The organism is Pseudomyxococcus flavus (assembly GCF_050038885.1).
In the GTDB taxonomy this organism is placed as follows: Bacteria; Myxococcota; Myxococcia; order Myxococcales; family Myxococcaceae; genus Myxococcus; species Myxococcus flavus.
In genome coordinates, this window is sequence record NZ_CP143624.1 from 460,263 (window position 1) to 478,457 (window position 18,195).

The following is an 18,195-nucleotide window of genomic DNA, read 5'->3' on the forward strand; positions in this document are numbered from 1 at the left end:
CGACAGGGTACCGGATGTTATCCTCCCCCGTCGATGGACCCATTCGTTCGGCGCCTCGTGGAGAGGCTCCATGACCCCAGCAAGCCGCTGTCGCGAAACCGGCACTTCCACACGTTCGACACCCCCGAGGGGCGAGCGGCGCTGAAGGTCGTCCGTCGGCTGCGCAGCCTCCAGAAGGACATCCTCGCGTGCCACGCGGAGGGCCTGCGCGCGCGCATCTTCCGCCGGGCGAATGGGAAGGGCGAACACCGCATCGAGCTGCTCATGGAGCGGCTCTCCGGCCGCCGCGTGTCCCTGCTCCAGTCCGACGAGTTCGAGCTGCTCACCGCGCTGCCGGGCGTGCGCGACGCGCTGGAAGTGCTCGACGAGGCAGCATAGGCTCCCCTCCATGCCTTCCAACCGGCACTTCGCCCCCGTGGCGTTCCTTCGCCTGCGCGGCTGAGCGCGGCAGTGAGCTGACGCTTCCGCGCCGAACGGCCGTGGCCTCGCCGCGTCCGTCCCGTGCAAGGTGTGCCCTCTGAGGCACAGCCCGTCTCGCTGCCGACACCGTGCCCGCTTCCCGCGTCGCGGAAGGTCCGGGCGCGATGTGCCGCGCCTTCGTTCCTGAGCCAGGAGTCCCTCTCCGCCGTGAGCCACGTGCGTGACGCGCCGCCGTCATGCGCGCGGCCCCCGTGCTGGCGGGCCTCCGTGCGCTCACACGAGGTCCTGACACCCGCGCCTCCGGGCTTCCCGCGACTCGTCCCCGGCCACACGCCGCAACGAGCCCCTGGAGCCCTTTTCCGCATGTCAGCACCGACGTCATCTCGGTTTCCCTCACACCTGCTTTCCCTGCTCTGTTGCCCCATCTGCCAGTCCGCGCTCCGGCAGGAACCCTCCGCGCTGCGATGCGCGGCCCGGCATGCCTTCGATGTCGCGAGGCAGGGCTACGTCCACCTCCTCCCGGGCCGCCGGCCGCCGGGCAATGCCGATACCCAATCCATGGTCGCCGCGAGGCAGGCGTTCCTCGCCCGGGGCCACTACGCGCCGCTGGCCAGGCTGCTGGCGGAGCATGCCGCGCGGCTCGACGCCACCGAGGGCACGGAGCGCTGCGTCCTCGAGGTCGGCGCGGGCACGGGCTACCACCTGGCGCATGTGCTCGACCGCTGCCCGGGACAGGCCGGGCTCGCCGTCGACCTCTCGCGCTTCGCGGCCCGGCGCGCGGCCCGAGCCCACGTCCGCGCCGGTGCCATCATCGCGGACGGAGAGCGAGCGCTTCCGGTCCGGAGTCAGAGCGTTGCACTGGCGCTCAGCGTCTTCGCGCCTCGCAACGCCCGGGAGCTCCACCGCGTCCTGCGTCCCCAGGGCGCGCTGCTGGTGGCCACCCCCACCGAGCGCCACCTTCGGCAGCTCATCGCGCCCATGGGCCTGCTGAGCGTCGACACGCACAAAGAGGAGCGGCTCCACGCGCGGCTGCGGCCCACCTTCGAGCCGGGCACCCGCGAGTCCCTCGAGCTGGACATGGCGCTGACGCGTGAGGAGGTCTTCCTCCTCGCGGCGATGGGGCCCAGTGCCTTCCACGTCCCCGCCGAGGAGCTCCGTCGGCGCGCGGACGCGCTGCCCGCGCGCACCACCGTCACCGCGTCCTTCACGGTGGCGACGTACCACCGCGTGGAACCGCCGCCCGCACCGGGGGATGGGCCGCAGCGGAGGTAGCGCCGGCTGAGCTGGGCGGCGCTCACGTGGCGCCAGGGGCCGTCCCCTGGCGTCCCCTGGTGGTCCCCGCGCCTCGGCAGCAAGCACCGTCCGCACACGCTCAGTGGGCAACAGGCTCGACGCTCCCGAGCCACCCAGGAAAGTCGCCTCCCCGTCGTCGCGCACGGCCCCTGCGCCTTGGCGGCCCCCCCAGACCGAACACCGTCAACGGTCGCGTGTCGCCACGGCCAACGCTCGGCCTTGCGCGAGGTCGTCAGGACGGAGCGGCCCCATCGTGGCCGCCGCGCTCAGAACATGTGGTTGAAGTCCAGGTAGAAGCCCGTGGTCCCATCCTGCGGGCTGACGCCATAGTCCAGGCGGACGATGAAGTTCTTCTCCCAGGCGGCGCGCAGGCCGCCACCGCCCGCGTAGCGCCCCATGCCGCCATCCCGGAACGACAGGTCCGCCCACGCCGCGCCCGCGTCCAGGAAGGCCACCAGCGTGAAGTCCACGCGCTGGTTCAACGGCACCACGGAGAGGAACTGCCAGCGCACCTCACCGTTGAGCAGCGTCTTCACCTCACCCTGCAACCGGTTCTTCAGGATGCCACGCGAGGTGAAGACGCCGCCCACCCCACCCCATCCGTCCCTCCACTCCACACCGCCGAACGAGCTGAGCAGGAAGAAGGGCACGTCGCCCCCCATCGCATCGCCCATGAGGCGCAGCGCCGCCACCAGCCGGTCCGTGCCCAGCGGGTGGTAGAAGCGGAAGTTCGCCGTCACGCCCCAGTAGTTGAAGGAGCTGCCCGTGGCCCCCGCCGCGCCGCGCACCGCGAGCTCGTGGAACATCCCGCGTATCGGCGCGGGCTCGTTGTCGCGCAAGTCCAGCAGCAGCCCCGCTGTCAGCTCCGCCGTGCGGAACGTCCCCACCACCGGCTTGCCGTCGTTGAGCACGCCCGCCTGGACGTCCTCCTCCAGCCGGGAGGCCCGCGACTGGCCCAGGTCGTCCGCGTCATAGCGCGTGCCCACGCGCGTCATGCGGAAGCGGTACCCCATGGCCACCTGCCAGGGGCCGAGCACCGGCCGACGCGCGTTCAGCACCACGCTCGGCAACGTGCGCTGCTCGAAGTTGTAATAGCGCAGGCCGCGGAACGACGGATTGCCCGGGCAGACATCCGGCGCGTCCTCCAGCGCGTTCCGGTCGTCACACGCGGCGAAGTCCCGGTCGAACGTGGCCGCGCCGCCCACGCCGTAGTACGGCGAGAACCGGTCGCTGAGGATGCTCAGGTCCAGCCCCAGCCGCCACCGTGAGTCGAGGAACGTGGGCGCATCCAGCATGAGCCGGTGCACCGCGTTGCCTCGCGTCGTCTGGAAGAACTGCGCGACGATGGCGTGCCGGTAGGGCGCCTGGGTGCCATCGCCCGCGTCCACCAGCATCAGCCGCGCGCCATAGCCCAGGCCCTCGTCGCTGTTGAAGTTGAGCAACGGCAGCCCCTGGACACGCCACCCCGTGCGAGGTGGCGGCAACGTGGGGGCCTCGGGCGAAGGTGGAGGTACCCTCTCCTGCGCCCGCGCGGCGGCACCTCCCAACAGCGCTGACAGCACCACGGCCCACGTTGTCCGAATCGCGTACATGCCTGTCTCCGGGGCGTCTCAGGGGCGTAGGAACCAGGCCACGGCCAGGCCGAGGTAGGTCCCCAGCGCGAACCCCATGATGCCGGTGGTCACACCAGACACCATCAGCTCCCGATTGCGCAACGCACGGGCCACCGGGCCGATGAAGGCCGGCCCGAAGATGGTCGCCGTCGAGGTGATGAGCACCGTGTCCGCGTCGATGCGGAACAGGGCGCCCAGGCCGAAGTGAAGCGCGACGGCCAGCACCAGCACCGCGGCACAGAAGGCGAAGACGAAGAGCCCCGCCTCCTGGAGGCGGCTCGCGTCGGCCAGCGTCCCCACCGCCACGCAGAAGACGAGCAATGCGTAGTCCCCCAGCGCGTAGCTCCCCGGCAGCGCGCGGATGGCGGGCTGGAACGAGGCCGCCAGCGCCAGGGTGGTGATGAGCAGCAACACCACCGTCACGTCCAGCCGCCCCAGCAGCCACATCGACACGCCCGCCGACAGCCCCACCACCGCCACGGCCAGCAGCAGCGCCAGGCCGCCCCCACGCACCTGGGCCCAGGTGGGCCAGAGGGGCGCCCCATCGCCGTGCGCTCCCGCGTCCTCCCAGCCGGTGGCGTTCTGGAAGCGCGGCAGGAAGAGGAGCGCCAGCCGCTGCGCCACCGTCACCAGGAAGAGCAGGTACACCGCGCCGACGACGATGTCCGCCGTGTTGAGGAGCACGAAGGTCTCCTCGCGCACGCCCAGCGCCAGCCCCACCGCGTTCATGTTGGCGGTGCCGCCCGTGTAGACGCCCGTCAACATGCCGGCCATCTTCCACCACTCGTCCGAGCGGCCCGCGACGGCGTACCCCACCGCCCCGGCGCTCACCATCGCGGAGACACAGGCCAGGACGAAGGACAGCAGCGTGGAGCGCGCCAGCCGCATCCACCGCGGGACGTCGGTGGTGAAGAGCAGCAGGGGGATGGCCAGCGGCACCGCGGCCTCGCTCACCGACAGGCTCACCTCGGGCAGGAGCGGCACGCCGGGCAGGTTGGCCAGCACGATGCCCGCCGCGTAGCACACCACCACCGGCCCCACCCAGGCCACGGGCTTGACGTACCGCGCCGCCAGCAAGGTGAGGCCGGGGATGCCCACCAGGAGAAGGACCTGGATGAGCGTCATCATTCGTAGAGGGCGTCCATGAACTGGCGGATGAAGTCAGCGGCCTCGCGGCGGTCGGGCATGGCGCCCAGCATCCCGTACATGGCCGCGCTGCCCTCGGGGGCGGGCGCGCCACTCGCCAGGCTGGCTGCGCATTCCCGCAGGTCCGCCAGGAAGGGCTCCGCCACGGTCGCGTGCGCGGGCGTCACCATCAGGTGCAGGGCCGGCGGCCCCATCTGCCGGTCCAGCTTCCAGCCCCGCGCCTCCATCGCGTCGCCCAGGGCATAGACGTCCAGCGTGTCGGACGAGAAGGCGAAGACACTGAGCTCCGGCGCGCCCAGCAGCTTCAAGCCGGGAACGGCGGCGATGCCTTCGCGGAGGACGCGCGCGGTGTCCAGCACCGTCCTGGCGAGCTTCAGGTAGCCCTCCTCGCCCAGGTACTTGAGGATGGCCCACGCCGCGGCGATGGCACCGCCCGGCCGCGTGCCCGCCATGGAGGGCGAGGCGTAGATGCCGCCACACCAGTCCGCATAGGTGAAGAACTGATGGCGGCGCAGCTCCGCCGAGCGGTACAGCACCAGCGACGCACCCTTGGCCGCATAGCCATACTTGTGGAGGTCCGCCGACAGGCTGGTGACGCCCGGCACGGCGAAGTCGAACGGGGGAATGTCCTGGCCGAGCCGGCGGGCGAACGGCAGCAGGAAGCCCCCGAGGCAGGCATCCACGTGGAAGAGGACGCCCTTCTCCTGGGCCATGGCGGCCAGCTCGGTGATGGGGTCCACCACGCCATGCGGGTACGCGGGCGCTGAGCCCACCACGAGCACCGTGTTCGGCCCCACCGCGGCGCGCATGGCCTCCACGTCCGCGCGGAAGTCCGCGGCGAGCGGGACGTTGACGGGCTTCACGCCGAAGTAATGCGCGGCCTTCTGGAAGGCCGGGTGCACGGAGGCTGGCAGCACCATCTCCGGCGCGGTGATGCCCTTCTCCGCGCGCGCGAAGTCTCGCGCCGTCTTGACGGCCATGAGGATGGACTCGGTGCCGCCCGACGTCATCGTGCCCGCGGCCGTCTCGCCCTGGAACAGCTCCGCGGCGATGGCGAGCACCTCCGACTCGAAGGTGCGCAGGCTGGGAAAGGCCAGCGGGCTCAGGCCGTTCTCCGACATGAACTCCGTATAGGCATCCGCCAGCAGCCGGCGGATGTCCTCTCCCGCGTTGTACACGAGGCTCCACGTCCGGCCTTCCCGCCAGTTCGCATCTTCCGCGCGCATTTCCCGCATCTTCGCGAGCACGTCCTGGTGGCTCATTCCCTGAGAGGTCAGACGAGGCGTCTTCGGCATCACGGCTCCTGTCATGGGGGCCTGGCGTGGCCCGGAAGGGAGAGCGTCGCCTACTCAGCGTCGAAGTAAACCCCTCTCATCCACCGGGCGCCCGAGAACGCTGTGCGCGCATGCAACATCCGCCAGTTGTCGTAGATGAGGAAGTCGCCCTCGGCGAGCCGGAAGCGGTACTGGTGGCGCTCGTCACGCACCAGCTTCGCGAAGCGGTTGTAGGCGCGGTACCACGCCTCCATCTCCGCGAAGGGCACGCGGTGCGGCGCCAGCGTGAAGTAGCTGTAGCGGATGCGAAAGCCTCCCGGCGCGGCGAAGTCGAGGATGGGAGACACCAGCACCTTCTCGAAGCCCCGCTGCTTCCGGTGGAACGTCACCGGCACCGTGCGCAGCAGGTCGAACGCGTGCGAGTCCACGTCCGCCAGATGCAGCGCCGCGGCGAGCGCGTCCACCACGCTGTTCTCACCGCCCTCCTCCGCGGGCCGCTGGCAGTGCAGGAGCTGGTAGCGCGGCGGCCGCTCCAGGAAGGGCTGGTCCGTGTGGAGTTGCACGGCGCTGTCCGTGTACCCGAGCTGGTCCGTGTTGCGATTCGTCGTGTTGTCGGTGCGCAGGTCCTCGATGCGGCCGAAGTGCGTCTCGATGACGGAGAGGCCCTCGCGGGCGAAGGCCGCGATGAGCGCCTCCGTATCGGCACCGAAGCCCCGCACCACGGCGGCGCCCGTGTCCTGGAGCCGCCGCAGCACCGCGTGGCCCAGCGGGCCGTCGAGACGATGGAGGTCCACCGCCAGCGCGGCGCTGTCGGAGGGCGGCACTGGAGCCGGGCTGCGTCCCATGGCGTAGGCGTGCGTCTGGAGCCAGTGGCTGTCGTAGCGGCTCACCTGCCCGTCGGTCCGGTCGCCCCAGTCGACTTCCAGGGCGGCCGCGTCGGCGGAGACGCGCACGTCCTTGGGGCGCAGCTCCAGCGGCAGGTCCGACGAGCAGACGATGCGTTCGCGCGTCACCGGATGCCGGTCCAGCTCCGAGTTGTGACGGAGCCAGAACCAGTGGAAGTCCGCGTGGCGTGGACCGGCGCCGGGCTGGAAGTGGACGCGCAGGAAGTCGGCGTGCGACTCGAGTCGGTGAATCGTCATGGAGGGACTCCGGGCAGGAACGGGCAAGGACGCGCGCACCCGGACACACCGCGGCTCAGGCGGGCGTCAGCGCGCTACGGGTGCGCGGGTGCTGGCTTCGGGGCGTGCGGCGGCTCGACTAACAACACACGCCGCGGCAACAGAGGCCGCAGGCGGTGGTCAGGAGCCGGTCGCACGAAATACGCATCGTGAGGTGAAGCTAACGGCGAGTGCCAGGATGCGTCAATGGCAGACACCGTGCCATCCGTGAAACGCAGCGGGCCCGGCGCACCTGATGGCGTGCCGGGCCCTCGTGCCGAGCGTTACTCCGGAGGTCCGCGCCGGGGTGGCGGCGCGTGCTTCAGACGCTCGTACTCTTCATCGGTGAAGACGCGGCTGCGGGTGATGAAGCGCACACCCAGCGGCGCCTCCAGGCTGAAGCCCGCGCCCCGCCCCTTCACCACGTCCAGGGTGAGGTGCGTGTGCTGCCAGTACTCGAACTGCGCACCGCCGATGTAGACGGGGCAGCCCTCGACCTCTCCCAGGAACACGTCTCGCTGGCCCACGCGGAAGTCGCCCACGGGGTAGCACATGGGCGCGCTGCCATCGCAGCAGCCGCCCGACTGGTGGAACATCAGCGGCCCGTGCGAGGCGCGGAGCTGGCGGATGACGGCGGCGGCCTCGGGCGTCACGTCCACCCGGGCCACCGCCGTGGCGCCGCCCTGTCCGCCCGTACCGGGGCCGGCACCGGCGCCGCTCATCAGAAGAAGCCCATGGCCTTGGGGCTGTAGCTGACCAGCAGGTTCTTCGTCTGCTGGTAGTGGTCCAGCATCTTCCGGTGGTTCTCACGCCCGATGCCGGACTGCTTGTAGCCGCCGAACGCCGCGTGCGCGGGGTAGATGTGGTAGCAGTTGGTCCACACCCGGCCCGCCTCGATGGCGCGGCCGGCCCGGTAGGCGGTATTGCCATCCCGCGTCCACACGCCAGCGCCCAGGCCGTACAGCGTGTCGTTGGCCTGGCGCATGGCGTCGTCGAAGTCCTTGAACGTCGTCACGCTGACCACGGGGCCGAAAATCTCCTCCTGGAAGACGCGCATCCGGTTGTGGCCCTGGAACACGGTGGGCGCCACGTAGTAGCCGCCCTTCAGGTCGCCGGAGAGCTCCACGCGCTCGCCGCCCGTGAGGACCTTGGCGCCCTCCTTCTTGCCGATGTCGATGTAGCTGAGGATCTTCTCGAGCTGGTCGTTGGACGCCTGCGCGCCGACCTTGGTGTCGGTGTCCAGCGGGTTGCCCGGCTTCACCTTGCGCACGCGTTCCAGCGCCTTCTCCATGAACTGGCTGTAGATGCGCTCGCTGATGAGCGAGCGCGAGGGGCAGGTGCAGACCTCGCCCTGGTTGAGGGCGAACATGGCGAAGCCCTCCAGCGACTTGTCGAGGAAGTCGTCGTCCTGCGCCATCACGTCATCGAAGAAGATGTTGGGGCTCTTGCCGCCCAGCTCCAGCGTGACGGGGATGAGGTTCTCGCTGGCGTACTGCATGATGAGGCGGCCCGTGCTCGTCTCACCGGTGAAGGCCACCTTGGCGATGCGAGGGCTGCTGGCCAGCGGCTTGCCCGCCTCGACGCCGAAGCCGTTGACGATGTTGAGCACGCCGTCGGGCAGCAGGTCATGGATGAGCTCGGTCCACAGGAGGATGCTCGCGGGCGTCTGCTCCGCGGGCTTGAGCACCACGCAGTTGCCCGCGGCCAGCGCCGGGGCCAGCTTCCACGCCGCCATCAGCAGCGGGAAGTTCCAGGGGATGATCTGCCCCACGACGCCGAGCGGCTCGTGGAAGTGGTACGCCACGGTGTCGTGGTCCAGCTCGCTCACGCCGCCTTCCTGCGCGCGGATGCAGCCGGCGAAGTAGCGGAAGTGGTCGATGGCCAGCGGGAGGTCGGCGGCGAGCGTCTCGCGCACCGGCTTGCCGTTGTCCCACGTCTCGGCGACCGCGAGCATCTCCAGGTTCTGCTCCATCCGGTCGGCAATCTTGTTGAGGATGTTCGCGCGGGCGGCGGGCGAGGTGCGGCCCCACGCCAGACGCGCCGCATGGGCCGCATCCAGCGCCTTCTCGATGTCCTCGGCCGTGGAGCGCGCCACTTCACAGAAGGGCTTGCCCGTCACCGGGCTGATGTTCTCGAAGTACTGACCGCGCGTGGGCTCGACCCATCGCCCGCCGATGAAGTTCTGATAGCGGGGCTTGAACTGGACCTTGGAGCCGGGCTGGTTGGGGGCGGCGTAGATCACTGCGCTCTCCTTCGGTTGGGCGGTGAGTGGGGTGCTCGTGCTTTGGACTCGGACCGCTCCACAGCAGCACGCGTGCCAGGGCCCGCCTCCGTCGGCGTCGCGGCGCGTCGTGTCGCGCTCTGCGACACCTGTCCGGACACGCGTGATGCAGGGCGCGACACGTCCGTCCCAGGACGGGCACCGTTGCGCAGTGAACGTTCAGCCCCGTGAGGGCAGTGCGATGCCGAAGCGCTCCGCCATCCGGTAGAGCGTGCTGCGGGCAATGCCCAGCCGGCGGGCGGCCTGGGCCACGTTGCCGCCGCTGAGCGCCAGCGCTTCCTGGATGGCGCGCGCTTCCAGCTCCCGGAGCGGGCGGGCGGCCCCCGCCCCTGCATGTCGCGCCACGGCAGGCGCCCGAGGTGGCGTGGGCAGAGGCGGCATGAAGGTGCCGGGCGGTTCGGCCTGCTGCATCGGCATGGGCGAGCTGCCCAGGCTCGGGGGCAGCGCATCCACGTCCAGCACCGGCGCTCCCCCCGCGCGCACGAGCGCCAGGCGCAGCACCGTCTTCAGCTCGCGCACGTTGCCGGGCCAGCGATGCGTGGCGAGCCGTGCGAGCGCGGCGGCGGAGATGGCGGGTGGCGACAGCCCTTCCTCTTCCGAGAGCCGGGCCAGCAGCGCCTGGGCCAGCTCCGGCAGGTCCGTGCGCTCACGCAGCGGGGGCAGCCGCAGCACCGCGCCCTGGAGGCGGAAGTAGAGGTCGGAGCGGAAGGCGCCGTTGCGCACGGCGGCGTCGAGGTCCCGGCACGTGGCGCCCACCAGGCGGAAGCGGGAACGCCGCACGCGGGACTCGCCCACGCGCGAGTAGCAGCCGTCCTCCAGCACGCGCAGCAGCAGGACCTGGAGCGCGGGGGGCATTTCCGCCAGTTCATCCAGGAAGAGGGTTCCGCCGTCGGCCGCCGCGAGCTTTCCCTCCGCGCCACCCGCGCGAGCCCCGGTGAAGGCGCCGGGCGCATGGCCGAAGAGCTCGCTCTCCAGGAGCGCGGGCGACAGCGCGCCGCAGTTCACCGCCACGAAGGGCCCCGTGGCGACGGTGCTCGCGGCGTGGATGGCCCGCGCGAGCAGCTCCTTGCCCGTGCCTGTCTCCGACAGCAGGAGCACGGGCAGGCTGGTGGGCGCGAAACGCTCCGCCTCGCGCAGTGTCGCGCGGTGCTGCGCGTCGTTGCCCTTGAGCGCCGCCCAGGGGCCGGCCGCACGCAGCGGGCTCGACGCCCATGCGCCTGGAACAGGGGCTCGCAGCGAAGTGCCCATGCCTCCCGAGGACGGGGCGTCCAGAGACGGTCGCGAGTCATCGGCCCTGTATCGGGACGCTCCGCCAGGGGTGGACGTCGGCGATACGGCCCGCGGGCCCTGCGCGAATTGAGCAAGGGAGTCGCCACTGGCGATGGAAGCAGGCGACCTGTCCCGAGGGCCCGGCGAGGCATGGGCAAGGGAGTCGCCACTGGTGATGGACGCAGGCGACACGTTCCAGGCCCCACGTCGCCCCTGCTCCAGGCGCTCCGCGCTGGAACTGGGGCTGGGGGTTGAGAACACGTCCAGGCCTCCGTCCCGGGCCTGCTCCGTGGCCTCCACGCCGAAGCCTGGCGGCACACCCGGGTCGCCGTACAGGCCCAGGGGCTGAGGCCCCGCGCCGGTGACGACGGTGGGCGTCCCATGCAGGGCCCGCGCGCCGAATGGCTCCAACCGGACCAGCACCGCGAGCGCCGCGCTCCCCGTCCCCACCGCCTCCGCATGGACGCGCCAGGCCGGCCCCGCCTTGGGCACCCGCGCCTCCAGCGCCTCGCCCCGGAGCGACGCGTCCGCCAGCGCCCGCCAGGAGATGCCGAGCACCGCCTCCACGGAAGCCGTGTTCCGCCCGCCCAGCAGGGCCCGCGCGGCGGCGTTGGCGCGGCTCACGCGCCCGGGCGACTCGATGACGAGCACCGGCCCGTCCTCCCGCGCCAGACGCGACTCCAGGCCGCCCCTGGCGGCCGCGGCCACCCGGGCCCAGGCCACCTCGCGCAGCCGCGCCTCGGCCGCCTGTGCCACGCTCGCCACCGCCACCAATACCAGGGGGTCCGCGGCCCCGGCCGGCCCCGTGACATCCAGCACCGCCACCAGCTCCCCGAAAGGGTCATGGACCGGCGCCGCGTAACACACGAGCCCATGGTGCCGCTGCGCGTAGTGCGCCGGGCCCACCACCGCGACAGCGGAGGCCTCCGCCAGCGCGGTGCCAATGGCATTCGTCCCGCGAGACGTCTCATCCCAGCAGGCGCCTTCCACCAGACGCACGTAGTCCGCATGCGCCGTGAAGTCCCCGCCCGAGCTGCGCGTCGCCAGGATGACGCCTTCCCGGTCCGCGAGCACCGCCACCCGGCCCGAGGGCAGCGGCGCGGCGGACAGCATCTCCAGCATGCCGCCCAGCTCATGCCACACCGGCTCCAGCCGCGCACGGCGCTCCACCAGCGCCAGGCTCCCCACACTGGGCCCTTCGTCTGGCTGACCGGTGCTCGGGGCGCCCAGCGTCCGCGACCGCTGCCAGCGAGGCAGGATGGACCTCAGCTCCGGGCGCAGCCCGGCCTCCCCGTCGAGTGCACCGACGAGAAACTGCTCCCACAGGAGCGGTGATGCGCTGAGCGTCAGCGTCCCCAAGGACCTTGAATCTTGGTGGAATCTCCGCGGGGACAACAACCGCCGAGCGCCGCAATGTTTCTGGCCCAACCTGACGCAGCGCGTCTTGCCTGTCGGATGGCCACCTACCCCACCTCGGGCGTTGAGGGCGGCGACCTCGCCTGACGCGTCATTGACGTGTCCGGCGCCCGCTGTCCCAGGCCGTTGACGCGTCAACCGCGCGGCCCGAGACCCAACCCACCCCACAGGTCCCTCTCACAGACGTCCCAGGTCCGTATTTGCAGGGATGTGGCGCGTCACATGCAAAACACGGCTTGTTGCATTGTAGGTAGGCGGACACCCGCGTGCGCCGTGTTGGCGCGACGTTGAGGGGGAGGAACCCTTGTCTTCACACATGTATTACCCATGGCTCGGAGGGCTGGCCGTCCTCTGGGCTGTAACGGCCCAGGCCCAGACGCAGCGCATCCCCGGCATCGAGCTGGAGCGGCTGCAGCTCAACCCCGGCGCGAAAGACAGCCTCGTGCTGTCCACCGGCGACCTCATGTCCCGCGGCGAGTACCGCCTCGGCCTCACCGGACACTATGAGAAGGAGCCGCTGGTGCTCGTCTCTGGTGGGGAGCAGCAGGGCGTCATCGTCTCCAATCGCGTGACGGTGCACCTCAGCGGTGCCTACGCCGTCACCGACTGGCTCGAGCTGGGCGCGCAGGTGCCCATCGTCGCGCAGTGGGGGCCGGACACCGGAGCGCTGGGCGTCACCACGCCGTCGACGAGCGCGCTGGGCACGCCCTGGCTCCAGGCCCGCGCGGGCCTTCTCTCCGAGCAGCGGGGGAGCTGGATGGACCTGGGCGTGCACCTCGGCGCGGCCCTGCCCCTCGGCAGCACGGAGACGCTCACCCGGGACGAGGGCTTCGTCTTCTCCCCGCGCATCGGTCTGGGCAAGCAGCTGGGCGGCACGTTCCGCGTGGGCGCCGACGTGGGCGCGCTGGTGCGCACCAAGACGTACGCGCTGTCTCCCAACACGCAGCCCTTCCTGGACGAGCTGGGCACGGAGGTGAACGGCGGCGTCAACCTGTCCGCGGGCCTGGCCGGCTTCCGCCAGGAGCTGGTGGTGCGCGGCACCCTGCCCGTCGCGGACGCTCCCGAATCCATGGAGGTGCTGCTCGGCGTGCGCATCCCCACGCCCGCCGGCACGGAGTTCTATGCCATGGGTGGCCCTGGCTTCGGCCAGACGCCGGGCACGCCGTCGTTCCGGGTGCTCGCGGGCCTCAACTTCGGCACGCCCTCCGCCACGCCCAACGCATGTGTGGAAGGCCAGCCGCATGACCCAGCCCGCTGTCCGGACCTCGACCTGGACGGTGACGGCATCAAGAACGCGGCGGACCGCTGCCCCACCGACGAGGGCCTGTCGGAGCTCTACGGCTGCCCGGACGGCGACGACGACGGCGACGGCATCGCCAACCTGGCGGACCGCTGCCCGAAGGAGGCGGAGAACGTCAACGGCTTCGAGGACCACGACGGCTGCCCGGATGACCCGGACCGGGATGGCGACGGTGTCTCCGATTCCAAGGACCAGTGCCCCGACCAGCCCGAGGACCAGGACGGCTTCCAGGACGAGGACGGCTGCCCGGACCCGGACAACGACAGCGACGGCGTGCCCGACACCACCGACCGCTGCCCGAACGATGCCGGCCCCAGGGAGAACCGCGGCTGCCCGGACCAGGACCGCGACGGTGACGGAATCGTCGACCGGCTGGACAACTGCCCCACCGAGCCCGGCCCGGCGAAGAACCACGGCTGCAAGCAGAAGCAGCTCGCGCAGATTGGCGAGAACCGCATCCAGCTGCTCGAGGCCGTCTACTTCGAGAACAACAAGGACGTCATCGTCGCGCGCAGCCACAAGCTGCTCGACACGGTGGCCAACATCCTCAACGCCCACCCGGAGGTCGAGAAGGTGCGCGTCGAAGGCCATACCGACAACCGCGGCAACGCCGACTACAACCTGGACCTGTCCCAGCGTCGCGCCGAGGCCGTGGTCCAGTACCTGGTGAGCAAGGGCGTGGCCCGGGAGCGGCTGGAGTCCAAGGGCTTCGGTCCGTCCCAGCCCATCGCGGACAACGCGACGGCGCAGGGCCGCGCGAAGAACCGCCGCGTGGAGTTCAAGATCGTCGGTGATGCCGAGGGCATCCAGACGCAGCAGGGCGAGCCCTCCACCGACACCCACTGAGAATCGAGGCAGATATCCCCATGAATACGCGTGTCTTCAAGTCGGCGGCGCTCTGTCTCGCGCTGCTCTCCTCCCTGACGGGCTGTGACTCGGGCGGCGCACGTCCGTCCCCGGCCCCCTCCGAGCCCGTGCTCGCGAGCCAGTCCGCTTCCCTCGTGGGAGATGGCCGGCTCGAGCCCGGCGAGGAATGTGACGACGGCAACACCACCAGCGGCGACGGCTGTTCCGCCACCGGCACCATCGAAGCCGGCTACCTGTGCCACGTGCCCGGGCGGCCCTGCTCGCTGGCGAGCCTGTGCGGCAACGGCGACGTCGACCCGGGCGAGGCGTGCGACAGCGACGACCCCGCCTCCAACTGCACGGCGGACTGCGACCTGTCCCTGTGCGGCAACGGCGTGTTCGACAACCGCGCGCACCCGTCCTACGCGCAGGAAATCTGCGACGACGGCAACCGCTTCGAGGGCGACGGCTGCAGCCGCCTGTGCGAGGTGGAGCCCGGCTTCGCCTGCGCGGGCAGCCCCAGCCGCTGCGTGCGGGCGGGCGTGACGGTCTTCAACACCGGCGTGGACGAGAACAACCGCCGGCTGGAGTCCGGACCGGATCCCCACTGGTTCTACAGCGGCACCACCACCGGCGCCGCCACCGGCCCCCGCACCGCCAGCGACTGGCCGCAGGAGCTCCAGACGGCCCGCTTCATGGCGGCGCCCCTGGGGGAGCCCGTCTGCGTGTACCAGGACTTCATGGTGCCCTCGACGACCAACATCTCGCAGTTCCGCCTGCGGCTGGCCACCTTCAACGACAACGAGTTCGACAGCGCGCGCGTCAACGGCCAGCCCTTCACGCCCACCGTCGTCAGCGAGCCGCCAGGTCAGCCCTGGCAGAAGAACATCTTCCGCGAGTTCGGCACCAACGCGCCCTGGCAAGCGGGCCGCAACCGCATCGAGCTGTGCAACGAGAACCTGGAGTCCGAGCCCAACTCCTTCCGCTACCTGTTCGTCGACGCGTATGACGACCGCTGCGGCGACGGCGCCGTGTCCCTGCGCGAGGAGTGCGATGACGGCAACACCACCGACGGCGACGGCTGCTCGGCCACCTGCGGCATCGAGGCGGGCTACGGCTGCACCGGCCAGCCCAGCACCTGCGCCCAGACGTGTGGCAACGGCACGCTGAACCCGGGCGAGCAGTGCGACGACGGCAACACCTCGGCCGGCGACGGCTGCAACGCGAGCTGCCGCGTGGAGTCCGGCTACGCCTGCCCCACTCCGGGCCAGGCCTGCGTGATGACGTGCGGCAACGGCGCCATCGACGCGGGTGAGCAGTGCGATGACGGGAACACCTTTGACTCGGACGGCTGCTCCTCCGCGTGCCGCGTCGAGCGGGGCTACGAGTGCCAGGGCGCCCCGTCCAACTGCGCCCCCCTGTGCGGCAACGGCCAGATGGACCCGGGTGAGCTGTGCGACGACGGCAACACCACCCTGGGCGACGGCTGCTCCAACGCCTGCACCCTGGAGCTGGGCTACGCGTGCCCCACGCCAGGCCAGGCCTGCGTGGCCACCTGTGGCAACGGCAACGTGGACCCGGGCGAGCAGTGCGACGACGGCAACCTGGATCCTCAGGATGGCTGCAACACCGAGTGCCGCGTGGAGGATGGCTACGCGTGCAGCACGCCCACCAGCGGTCCGTCCGTGTGCATCGCGAGCTGCGGCAACGGCGCGCTGGACCCGAACGAGACGTGCGACGACGGCAATACCTCGGCCGGCGACGGCTGCTCGTCGGGCTGCCGCGTGGAGAGCGGCTACTCGTGCAGCGGCGCGCCCAGCACCTGCGCCACCCTCTGTGGTGACGGCATCCGCGCGGGCACCGAGACGTGCGACGACGGCAACACCACGGCCGGCGATGGCTGCTCCGCCACCTGCGCGGTGGAGCCGGGCTGGAGCTGCCCCGGCGCGGGCACGCAGTGCTTCAACACCTGCGGCAACGGCGCGGTGGACAGCGGCGAGACGTGCGACGACGGCAACACCGACAGCGGCGACGGCTGCTCGTCGAGCTGCCGCGTGGAGAGTGGCTACTCGTGCAGCGGCGCGCCCAGCACCTGCGCCACCACCTGCGGTGACGGCGTCCGCGCCGGCAGCGAGGTGTGCGACGACGGCAACCTCGAGAACGGCGACGGCTGCTCCGCGCGCTGCCTGCTGGAGGACGGCCAGTCCTGCAACGCGTCCGGCGTCTGCGAGAGCGGCGTCTGCGACCCGACCACCAACACCTGTGTCACCCCTGGCATCTGCGGCAACGGCGTCCTCGACGAGGGTGAGCAGTGTGACGACCGCAACACCACCCATGGTGATGGCTGCTCCGCGGCCTGCGCCATCGAGGCGGGCTTCGACTGCACCGGCATCCCGTCGACGTGCGCGGTGACGTGCGGTGACGGCATCAAGGCGGACAGCGAGGCCTGCGACGACGGCAACACCGTCAACGGCGACGGCTGCTCGGCCACCTGCACCATCGAGTCGGGCTTCGCGTGCCAGACGGCGGACGTGCACGTGTTCATCAGCCGCCGGGGCATCACGGACTGCACGCAGGTGACGGACCTCGCCGCGCCGGCCCTGCCCGAAGACGCCATCCAGGCGGCGCTGAGCGTCCCGGGCCGCTACCGTGTCCGGTACGTGTCGGGCGCGGTGAGCTACTCGGACGGCGTCAGCTGGTACCCCGGCATCATCGGCGTCAACGCCAACGCGGGCACGCAGCTGCAGGCCTTCTCCCTGGGCCAGGTGCCGGCGTCCGGTCCGGGCTCGGCCACGCGGGCCGAGGCCATGGTGCTGGGCTTCCCGGTGTCGCGTGACTTCACGGCGGCCACGGGCGATGTGCGCCTCGCGCTGGTGGACACCGACTGCTCGCTCAACAACAACTCCGACACCGCGGTGACCTACCGCGTGGACGCGCTGTCCATCTGCCAGCAGGCCCCCGTCGTCACCTCGCCCACGCCGGGTGGCACCGCGGGCCCGGAGGTGGAGGGCACGGCCACGCCGGGCGCGACCGTGGACGTGTACCTCGATGGCGACCCCGCCCCCGTGTGCACGGTCGTCGCCGATACCTCGGGCAACTGGAGCTGCCCGCTGCCCGGTGACCTCGAGGAGGGGCCGCACACCGCGGTCGTCACGTCCACCTACCCGGGTGCGCCGCAGACGACCTCGACGGTGGACTTCACCGTCGACCCCACGCCCTCGCCCGCGCCGGTCATCACCGGCCCTGTCGATGGCGCCGTGGTGACCACCCAGACGCCGCCCCTGAGCGGCACCGCGACGCCGGGCGCCGAGGTGACGGTGTACGAGGGCGGCACCGTCCTCTGCACCGCCACGGCCGACGTGAACGGCAACTGGAGCTGCACGCCCACCTCGCCCCTGCCCGAGGGGTCGCACACGGTGACGGCCACCGCCACGCCTCCGGGCGGCAACCCCAGCCCCACCTCGACGCCTGTCACCTTCACCATCGCCCTCAGCGGGCCGGAGGCGCCGGTCATCACCGGTCCGCCCGACGGCGCCGTGCTGAACGACCCGACGCCGCCCCTGAGCGGCACGTCGGCCCCGGGCACGGTGGTGACGGTGTCCGCGGGTGACACGGTCCTGTGCACCGCCACCACGAACGACGTGGGCGAGTGGACGTGCACGCCCGCCGAGCCGCTCGAGGACGGGCCCTACACGCTGACGGCCACCGCCACCGACGGCGCCACGGGCCAGACCAGCGCGCCCTCCGCTCCCAGCGAGCTCCTCATCGACACGCACGAGCCCGACACGGTCATCCGGCGCTCGCCGCCCGCGCGCGGTGAGAACCCGACGGCGACGTTCGAGTACGGCGCCTCCGAAGAGGACGTCACCTACGAGTGCAGCCTCGACGGTGGCCCCTTCGAGCCGTGCCGGGACAGCTACGACGTCGGCGAGGGAGAGCACACCCTGCGGGTGCGGGCCACGGACCGCGCGGGCAACGTGGACAGCACGCCCGCGACGTACACGTGGCGGGTGGAGCTCACGCGCGCCTTCGCGGGCGGCGGCTGCAGCGCGGCGCCCGGCGTCTCGTGGGTGGCGCTGCTGAGCCTGCTCGGCCTGCGTCGGCGCAAGCGCGACTAAGGGCGGACCACTACGACTTTCCGCCGGGAGGCCCACACCTTCCCCCTCGGAGGCCCTCC

The 18,195-nt window shown here is 71.5% G+C and carries 11 protein-coding genes; 4 read left to right on the forward strand and 7 right to left on the reverse strand.

Going from position 1 to position 18,195, the window contains the following annotated elements:
* Window positions 1-33: 33 nt before the first annotated feature.
* The gene (locus tag VZL07_RS01795) at window positions 34-378 is read left to right on the forward strand and encodes a hypothetical protein (RefSeq protein ID WP_426753580.1); all 345 of its coding nucleotides are present in this window, start codon (window positions 34-36) and stop codon (window positions 376-378) included.
* Window positions 379-783: 405 nt separating this feature from the next.
* Complete coding sequence (locus tag VZL07_RS01800; RefSeq protein WP_426753581.1) at window positions 784-1,692, forward strand: putative RNA methyltransferase; 909 nt, start codon at window positions 784-786, stop codon at window positions 1,690-1,692.
* Between the two features lie 287 nt (window positions 1,693-1,979).
* Here the strand turns inward: VZL07_RS01800 and omp85 are convergent, their stop codons facing one another.
* The 7 genes from omp85 to VZL07_RS01835 form a co-directional block, all read right to left on the reverse strand.
* Window positions 1,980-3,305, reverse strand: a complete 1,326-nt coding sequence (gene omp85, locus VZL07_RS01805) for an Omp85 family outer membrane protein (protein ID WP_426753582.1) — start codon at window positions 3,303-3,305, stop codon at window positions 1,980-1,982.
* 18 nt (window positions 3,306-3,323) lie between these two features.
* The gene (locus VZL07_RS01810) at window positions 3,324-4,454 is read right to left on the reverse strand and encodes a DUF819 family protein (protein WP_426753583.1); all 1,131 of its coding nucleotides are present in this window, start codon (window positions 4,452-4,454) and stop codon (window positions 3,324-3,326) included.
* The gene (locus VZL07_RS01815) at window positions 4,451-5,767 is read right to left on the reverse strand and encodes a pyridoxal phosphate-dependent decarboxylase family protein (RefSeq protein WP_426753584.1); all 1,317 of its coding nucleotides are present in this window, start codon (window positions 5,765-5,767) and stop codon (window positions 4,451-4,453) included. Before VZL07_RS01815 ends, VZL07_RS01810 begins: the two co-directional genes overlap by 4 nt.
* Before the next feature lie 50 nt (window positions 5,768-5,817).
* Entirely contained in the window at window positions 5,818-6,888 is a 1,071-nt protein-coding gene (locus VZL07_RS01820; RefSeq protein ID WP_426753585.1) for a TauD/TfdA family dioxygenase, read from the reverse strand.
* 302 nt (window positions 6,889-7,190) lie between these two features.
* Window positions 7,191-7,628, reverse strand: a complete 438-nt coding sequence (locus VZL07_RS01825; RefSeq protein WP_426753586.1) for a DUF779 domain-containing protein — start codon at window positions 7,626-7,628, stop codon at window positions 7,191-7,193.
* A complete protein-coding gene (adh, locus tag VZL07_RS01830) occupies window positions 7,628-9,148 on the reverse strand; it encodes an aldehyde dehydrogenase (RefSeq protein ID WP_426753587.1) in 1,521 nt (506 codons plus the stop codon). The genes VZL07_RS01825 and adh overlap by 1 nt, the downstream gene beginning before the upstream one ends.
* A 198-nt stretch (window positions 9,149-9,346) precedes the next feature.
* Window positions 9,347-11,815 (reverse strand): sigma-54-dependent Fis family transcriptional regulator, encoded by a 2,469-nt coding sequence (locus VZL07_RS01835; RefSeq protein WP_426753588.1) that lies wholly within the window; start codon window positions 11,813-11,815, stop codon window positions 9,347-9,349.
* 373 nt (window positions 11,816-12,188) lie between these two features.
* Between VZL07_RS01835 and VZL07_RS01840 the strand changes: the two genes are divergently transcribed.
* Entirely contained in the window at window positions 12,189-14,018 is a 1,830-nt protein-coding gene (locus VZL07_RS01840) for an OmpA family protein (protein WP_426753589.1), read from the forward strand.
* Between the two features lie 20 nt (window positions 14,019-14,038).
* A complete protein-coding gene (locus VZL07_RS01845; protein ID WP_426753590.1) occupies window positions 14,039-18,136 on the forward strand; it encodes a DUF4215 domain-containing protein in 4,098 nt (1,365 codons plus the stop codon).
* The last annotated feature ends 59 nt before the right edge of the window (window positions 18,137-18,195 follow it).